5 protein-coding genes are annotated in these 7,082 nt (G+C 73.1%); 3 read left to right on the plus strand and 2 right to left on the minus strand.

Annotated elements, in window-relative coordinates; genetic code table 11:
* The coding region (locus D7X55_RS32520; protein WP_407921805.1) for a DUF3006 domain-containing protein at window positions 1-269 on the plus strand (269 nt) is incomplete at its 5' end.
* 52 nt (window positions 270-321) lie between these two features.
* On the plus strand, window positions 322-2,376 hold the full coding sequence (locus D7X55_RS32525) for an ATP-dependent DNA helicase RecQ (RefSeq protein ID WP_121725089.1): 2,055 nt from the start codon (window positions 322-324) through the stop codon (window positions 2,374-2,376).
* On the opposite strand, the gene D7X55_RS32530 is transcribed toward D7X55_RS32525, so the two are convergent.
* A complete protein-coding gene (locus D7X55_RS32530) occupies window positions 2,373-2,762 on the minus strand; it encodes a hypothetical protein (protein WP_407921806.1) in 390 nt (129 codons plus the stop codon). The genes D7X55_RS32525 and D7X55_RS32530 overlap by 4 nt on opposite strands.
* A gap of 10 nt (window positions 2,763-2,772) precedes the next feature.
* Window positions 2,773-6,384: a tetratricopeptide repeat protein gene (locus D7X55_RS32535; protein ID WP_121725090.1), complete on the minus strand. Its 3,612-nt coding sequence runs from the start codon at window positions 6,382-6,384 to the stop codon at window positions 2,773-2,775.
* Between the two features lie 92 nt (window positions 6,385-6,476).
* Here D7X55_RS32535 and D7X55_RS32540 point away from each other — a divergent pair, with 92 nt between their 5' ends.
* Complete coding sequence (locus D7X55_RS32540) at window positions 6,477-6,932, plus strand: hypothetical protein (RefSeq protein ID WP_120552967.1); 456 nt, start codon at window positions 6,477-6,479, stop codon at window positions 6,930-6,932.
* Window positions 6,933-7,082: the final 150 nt, after the last annotated feature.

The following is a 7,082-nucleotide window of genomic DNA, read 5'->3' on the forward strand; positions in this document are numbered from 1 at the left end:
GGCTGGTGATGGGGGCGGGAGTGCTGCTGGCGCTGGGGGCAAGCCCGGTGCGCGTGGAGCTGCTGGAGGAAGAGCGGGCCCAGGTGGTGCGGACCGGCGGCGGGCAGGCGTGCACGGTGGAGCGCTGGCGGCTGCCGCCGGGCGCGCGCGAGGGGGACGTCATCGTGGACGGCCGCCTGGACCCGGAGCGGACGGAGGCGCTGCGGCGCGAGGTGGCGCGGAAACGGGCCGCGCTGGCGGTTCCCCTTCCTCCGGGCCTTGAGCTGTGAGGTGGGGGCGCCGGTGCCCACGGAGGGGATTGGCGTTGACGGCCGATCCAGGATGGTGAACATGCGCGCGATGACGGAGTCCCTGCCCTTCCTCGAAGATGCCCAGCAGGGACTGGTGCGGCACTTCGGCCTGTCGGAGTTCCGCCCCGGCCAGGCCCCCGTCATCAGCTCCGTCCTCAGCGGCCGCAACACCGTGGTGGTGATGCCCACGGGCGCGGGCAAGAGCCTCTGCTACCAGCTGCCGGCGCTGCTGTTGCCGGGCATCACGCTGGTGGTGTCGCCGCTCATCGCGCTGATGAAGGACCAGGTGGAGCAGCTCGCCGCGAAGGGCATCGCGGCCACGTACATCAACTCGTCGCTGTCGGACGTGGAGCGGGCGGACCGCCTGCGCAAGCTGCGCGCCCGCGAGTACAAGCTGCTCTACGTGGCGCCGGAGCGCTTCCGCAGCGCGAGCTTCCTGGAGCTGGTGTCGGGGCTGGGCGTGGAGCTGCTCGCCGTGGATGAAGCCCACTGCATCTCCCAGTGGGGCCACGACTTCCGGCCGGACTACGCGCTGCTGGGCCAGGTGCGAAAGCGGCTGCGGCCTCCGCGCACGGTGGCCCTTACCGCCACGGCGACGCCGGAGGTGCGCGAGGACATCGTCCGGGTGCTCCTGATGAAGGACCCGGCGGTGTTCGCGCAGGGGTTCGACCGGCCCAACCTCTTCCTGGACGTGGTGAACGTCAGCGGGGACGAGGAGCGCCGGGACGCGTGCGCGAGCCTCGCGGCGAAGGGCGGCAGTGGCATCATCTACTGCTCCACGCGCAAGGCGGCGGAAGGGATGCACTCCGCGCTCGTCACGCGCAAGGTGAACGCGGTGCTGTACCACGCGGGCATGGAGGACGACGCCCGCCGCCGCGCGCAGGAGGACTTCATGTCCGCGAAGGAGGCGGTGGCGGTGGCCACCAACGCCTTCGGCATGGGCATCGACAAGCCGGACATCCGCTTCGTCGCGCACGCCAACATCCCCCGGGCGGTGGAGGCGTACTACCAGGAGATTGGCCGCGCGGGCCGCGACGGCAACCCCGCCACGGCGGTGCTCCTCTTCAACCACGCGGACGTGTACACGCAGGAGCGCCTCATCGAGAGCAGCCACCCGTCCGAGGCCATCCTGTCGGACATCTGGGCGCAGCTGCAGGCCGTGGAGGAGTTCGACCGGGGCGTGCACGCGCTCGCGGGCATGGTGGGCGCCAGCGAGTTCGAGGTCTCCGCCGCCCTCAAGATTTTCGAGCGCGAGGGCAAGCTGGAGCGCGGCGGCCGGGGTGAAGGCGAGTACGGCATCACGCTCACGGACAAGGCGGCCAGCGCGCAGCCGCACGCGGCGGAGACCCAGCGGCTGTTGCGCTCGCTGCTGGAGACCTTCCCCGTGGGGCGGCAGGCCACCACGGAATTGCCCATCCTCGCGCGGCGCACGGGGCTCACGGAGGACGACGTCCGGCACGCGCTGGGCCTGCTGGAGAAGTCCGGCGTGGTGCGGGTGCGCCGGCCCTTCGCGGGGCGCTCCATCCGCGCGCTGGAGCGCGTCCCGTTCCGCGAGCTGACGGTGGACCTGTCCCGCATTCGCGAGCAGGAGCGGCTCAACCGGCTGATGCTCAAGCGGATGGCGGACTACGCGTACACGCCGAAGTGCCGGCGCGCGTTCATCCTGCGCTACTTCGGCCAGGCGGACGCGGCGGCGGTGTGCGGCAAGTGCGACCGGTGCGCGGGCAGCATGATGCCCAAGCCGTCCGGCGCCGCCTCACGCTCCGCGCCGGCCGTGTCCGGGGCGCCGGTGATGGCGTACAGCGAGCTGGCGTCCATGGAGCTGCGCCGCTGGCGCAAGGACCTGGCCAAGGACCTGGACGTCCCGCCCTTCATCATCTTCAACGACGCGACGCTGCTGGGGCTGGCCGCCGCGCTGCCGGTGGACCGCGAGTCCTTCCTCGCGGTGAAGGGCACCGGGGAGAGCCGCTGGGAGCGCTTCGGCCCCAAGGTGGTGGACATCTGCCTGATGGCGCGCGCGGCGGGCCATGAGCCGCAGGCGGCACCCGTGGCCCCGCGCATCCGCAAGGCGAAGACGCGCCGTTAGCCGTCGCCGGGCGGAGGAGGACTTCCACCGCCGCGGGTGGCGCGAAGCAGCGCGAACCGCAGCACGGCCATGATGGCACCCACCACCAGGGCCAGGAGGAAGATGACCGCCACGGTGACGACGCCGAAGACGGCGCGCACGCCCAGGTCGGTGATGCGGCCGCTGAAGTACGCCTCGCGCAGCGGCCCCATGGCGTGCACCAGCTCCAGGGCCCGCGCCGGCAGCGAGTCGAGCGCCATGGAGAGGCGCTCGAAGAAGGGGGCGTGGTACCGCCGCCGCACGGACTCCACGACGATGCCCGCCAGGAGGTAGAGCACCGACAGCAGGAAGGCGTTGCCCCACATGACCTTCAGCAGGGGGGAGGACGGCGGCCGCGGGTCGCTCACGTCGACCACGCTAGCGCGACGCCCGGCGCTTGAGGAGCGGAAGGGCCTTCTTCACCCGGTTCGCCTCCGGCGCCCCTCCGGCCAGCTTCAGGAAGGCCTCGTAGGCCTCCACGGCCCTGGGCAGCTCCGCGGTCTCGCGCACCAGCACGTCCGCCAGCGCCAGGTGCGCCAGCCCGTCCGTGGGCTCCAGCTCCACGGCCTTGGCCAGCGCCTCGCGCGCGGGGGCCTCCTGACGCTGCTTGAAGGCCACCAGCCCCAGGGCCAGGTACGCGCGCCCGCTGTACGGGGCCAGCTTCACGGCCTCGTCGGCCGCCGCGCGGGCCTCCTTCACGGCCCCGGCGCCCAGCAGCACGCGCGCCAGCGTCACCTGGGCGAAGGCCTTGTCCCAGACGGTGGGCGCCTTGTCCGCCAGGTCCTGCAGCGTGCGCGCCGCGCCCCGTCCGCCGCCCGGCAGCTGCGTGTACAGCTCGCCCACGCGGCCGCACGTCGCGTCCGGTCCCTCGCGCCGCGCCGCCGCGAAGGCCGCGTCCGCGCTCTCCACCTGGCCCTGGCGAAGGAACGCCTGGGCGATTTCGCAGAAGGTGTCCGGGTCCTTGGAGTCCAGCTTGTTGGCGCGCTCCAGCGCCGCGAAGCCGCCCTTGGCGTCGCCGTTGGCGAACAGGAGCGCCGCGCGCAGCCGCTGCCCCTCCGCGTCGTCCGGCGCCAGCTTCACCGCCCGGCCAGACGCGCCTTCCGCCTCCTTGCGGCGGCCGGACTGGTACAGCGCCAGCGCGAAGCCCTTCTGCGCGGCGGCGTTGCCCGGGTTGTCCAGCTGCCAGGCCTCGAACTGCTTCAGCGCCTCCGGAGTCCTACCCAGCGCCAGCAGCGCGCGGCCCAGGGCGTCACGGGCCTCGCCGTGCGCGCCGTTGCGCTCCACCGCCTGCGTCAGCGGCTTGAGCGCCATGTCCGGCAGGCCGCGCGACAACAGCAGCCGCCCCAGCGAGCACGCGCCCTCGTAGTCGCGCGGGTCCTTCAGCGCCTCGTCGAACTGGGACTGCGCCTTGTCGAGCGCGCGCTCGCGCCAGTACACCTGTCCCAGCGCGACGCGCAGGTCCGTGCGGGGCTTCTTGGCCACCGCCTTCTCCAGCACGTCGCGCGCCTGGGCGGCGTTGCCCTCGTGCGCGTCCGCCAGCGCCAGCCACGCCACGGCCTCCGGCGGATAGCGGTCGTTGACGCGCGTCTTGCCCAGCTCCACGCGGGCCTTCTTCCAGTCCCCGAGCCGCGCGTACGCGGCGCCGCGAACCAGCGACACCTTGCGGCCGCCGTCGGCCTCCAGCCGCTGCAGGGCCTCCTTCTCGCGGTCGCGGTCCAGCAGCGTGCGGCCCAGGCCCTCCTTCGCGGCCTCGCTCTTGGGCTGCAGCTTCAGCGCGGCCTCGTAGGCCTGCTGCGCGGCCTCCAGCTTGCCCGCCGCGCGGCCCGCGGCTCCCAGCGCCAGCTGGAAGTCCATGGCCAGCGGCCCCTGCACGCCCTTGGAGAGCATGGCGCGCGCCTCGTCGTACTTGCCCAGCGCGGACAGCAGCTCGCCGTGCACCAGCTGCTGACGGGGCTGGAGCGCGGGGGGCAGCTTCGGGTCCTGCGCGAGCGGCGCGACCTCCGCCAGCGCCGCGTCCAGGTCCTGCTCCAGCGCGAGCCGGCTCTCCGCCATGCCGATGCGCGCGGCCGGGTGCTCCTTGGAGACGTCGCGCGCGCGCTTGAACATCTCCAGCGCCTGCGGGAAGTCCTCGGAGGCGAGGTAGTAGTCGCCCAGCGCGACCAGCGCGCGGACGTTGCCCGGCGACGCCTTGAGCGCGCGGTCGAAGCGGTCCAGGGCCTTCTTCTCGTCCTTGGCGGCGATGAGCAGGCGGCCCGCCAGCGCGTGCACCTCCGTCACGTCGTCCTGCGAGGCGAGCAGCGCGCGGTTCGCGGCCTCACGCGCCCGGTCATCCGCGACGAGCGCGTTGGTGGCCAGCACCAGGCCGTTGAAGCCGACCTTCACGCCCGGCTTCTCCAGCGCCTCCAGCGCGAGCCGGCGGTCCTCCGCGCTGGCGCCGTGGTCCAGGTAGCGCAGCGCGTGCGCATAGCCCGTGAGCGCCCAGGCGGCGGGGCTGGACTCGTCCATGTCGCGCGCGCGTTCGAGCTGGCGGAGCGCTTCATCCAGCGACGCGCCCGTGTCCTGCGCGATGGCGCGCTTCGCGAGCTCCAGCGTCTCCGACAGCGTCTGCCCGCCCTGACGGGAGCGGTAGAGGATGAAGAAGCCGGCGCTCGCGCCCAGGAAGATGAGGGCCACGAAGAGCGCCACGGTCTTCGCGCCATAGCGCTCGATGAGGGACTGCTTCGCGCGCTCCTTGGCGATCTTCTCGTGCATCTCACGCTCGTACTTCGCCGCGAGTGCCTCCGTGTCCTGCGCGTTCGCCGCCGCCTTGTTGCGCGCCGCGGCCGCCGCCAGCTCCGTCGCGTCCGGGATGTCGTCCAGCAGCGAGCGCTTGCCGCCCGCGCCCTGCGCGACCGGAGCCGGAGTCACCGGCGCGGCCGGGCGGGCCCGCACCGCCTCCAGCGGAGGAAGGTCCCCGAGCAGTCCCCCACCCTGCGGCTGGGAGGGCGCCTCGGCCGGAGGAGCATCGGGGAGGTCCACCAGCATCCCCGGCTTGCGTGAGGGGCTGGAGGAGGCCTGTGCGGTCGCGGGTTGCTCCGGCGGCGCAGCGTCCGCCGCGTCACGCGACGGATCCGCGCTGTCCCCGGAGCCAGGCTCCTGACCCGAGTCCGACGCTTCACCAACCGCCGGATCCGCACGGGTGTCCGCCGCCGCACGCTCCGAACCCGGCCCCTGGCCCGGATCCGCCGAGGCACGGCCGCGCCCCGAACCCGGCTCCTGCCCCGGATCCACCGGGCCGCGCGCCAGGTCCACCGCTGCGCCATCGCCGCGCGCATCCTCCGGCACCGGCGTCCCGGCCGGCGCCAGGGGCCCACCATGCGCCTCCACGGCGGCAACCCTGGAGGCCGCGAGCGCATCCATGCCCCCCGCGGGCGTCTCCGTCCGCGCGGAACGCTTCGGCTCCAGTCCGGCCGCCGCGGCGGCGCGCGCGTCGAACGCGGACGGGGCAGCTTCCGGCGCGGGCGGCTCCGGCGCCTCCTCCTCCGGCGCGGCCGCGGCGGGCGTCGACAGGGTGCCCAGGTCCTCGAAGATGGGCGCGGGGCCACCGGCCAGCGCCTGCTGCGCCTGCTCCAACCACTGCTTCACGCGCCCGTTGTTGGGCTGCAGCGCCACGGCCTTGCGAAGGATGGGCAGCGCGGAGCGGTACAGCCCGCGCTGCAGGAGCACGTCGCCAATCAGGTTGTAGGCGTACGGGTTGTCCCGCTCGATGGAGATGGCCTGGTCGAACTGCTCCATTGCCTCCGCGGGCCGCCCCAGCTGGATGAGCGCCTTGCCCCACAGCACCCGCCCCACGGTGGAGGTGGGGTGGTGGGAGATGCCCTGCGTACACACCTCGATGGTGCGCTGCGCGTCACCCTTCTCCAGCAACGCCTTCGCCAGCTCCACGAAGACGGAAGAGGTCGGGTCCTGCCGGAGGAGCTGCTCGTAACGCTCCACCATCGACTTGGCCATGTTGAGTCGCGACTCCGGTGCGCTAAGCGGGGGAGCGCGGACCATACCACCGCCCTCGTCCGTTCCACCCACCGGCTGGTAGCGTCGCGTGCATGAAACGCCTGCCTGCCTTGATGGTCGCCCTGGTCCTCGGTGGGGCCTGTGCCCACACCCCGCCCAAGGGGGACCTGGAACTGCTCCAGCCCGCCGTCGAGGGCTTCCACAAGAACCTGCGCTGGAGGAACTACCGCGCCCTGTCCGCCTACCTCGTCCCCGAGGAGCGCAAGGACTTCGAGCGCCAGCGCCGCGAGCTCCACGACGACCGGGACCTCACCGTCACCGACTACGAGATTGAGGACGTGAAGGTCGCCGACGACGGCCGCCGCGCCACCATCCAGAGCCGCATCCAGTGGATGCGCCTGCCCTCCGTCACCGAGCAGAACGACACCGTCACGTCGGAGTTCGTCTTCCGCGACGGCGCCTGGCTGCTGGAGAAGCAGCAGTCGGGTCCGTTCGACGGGGAGTTGGAGCCGAAGGAGCCGGCGACGACACCGCCGCCGTCTCCGTAGCCCGCAAAAAAGTCGCCCACCGTCTCGGGGCCGGCCGAGACGATGGGCGTCGAGGGTTCCCCAATGGAACCCCCTACCAGGGTGACGATGTCGCGCGGTACTTCCGGCCCGCTGCGACCCCGCCGTGTTGCCTGGTCTCTAGAGCAATGC

The sequence above is a fragment of the Corallococcus sp. AB049A genome (assembly GCF_003668885.1).
Taxonomy (GTDB): domain Bacteria; phylum Myxococcota; class Myxococcia; order Myxococcales; family Myxococcaceae; genus Corallococcus; species Corallococcus interemptor.

Excerpts from the sequence above, each read along its gene's own strand:
- D7X55_RS32525 (WP_121725089.1), top strand. The coding sequence starts at position 322 with ATGGTGAACATGCGCGCGATGACGGAGTCCCTGCCCTTCCTCGAAGAT.
- D7X55_RS32535 (WP_121725090.1), bottom strand. The coding sequence starts at position 6,384 with ATGGCCAAGTCGATGGTGGAGCGTTACGAGCAGCTCCTCCGGCAGGAC.
- D7X55_RS32540 (WP_120552967.1), top strand. The coding sequence starts at position 6,477 with ATGAAACGCCTGCCTGCCTTGATGGTCGCCCTGGTCCTCGGTGGGGCC.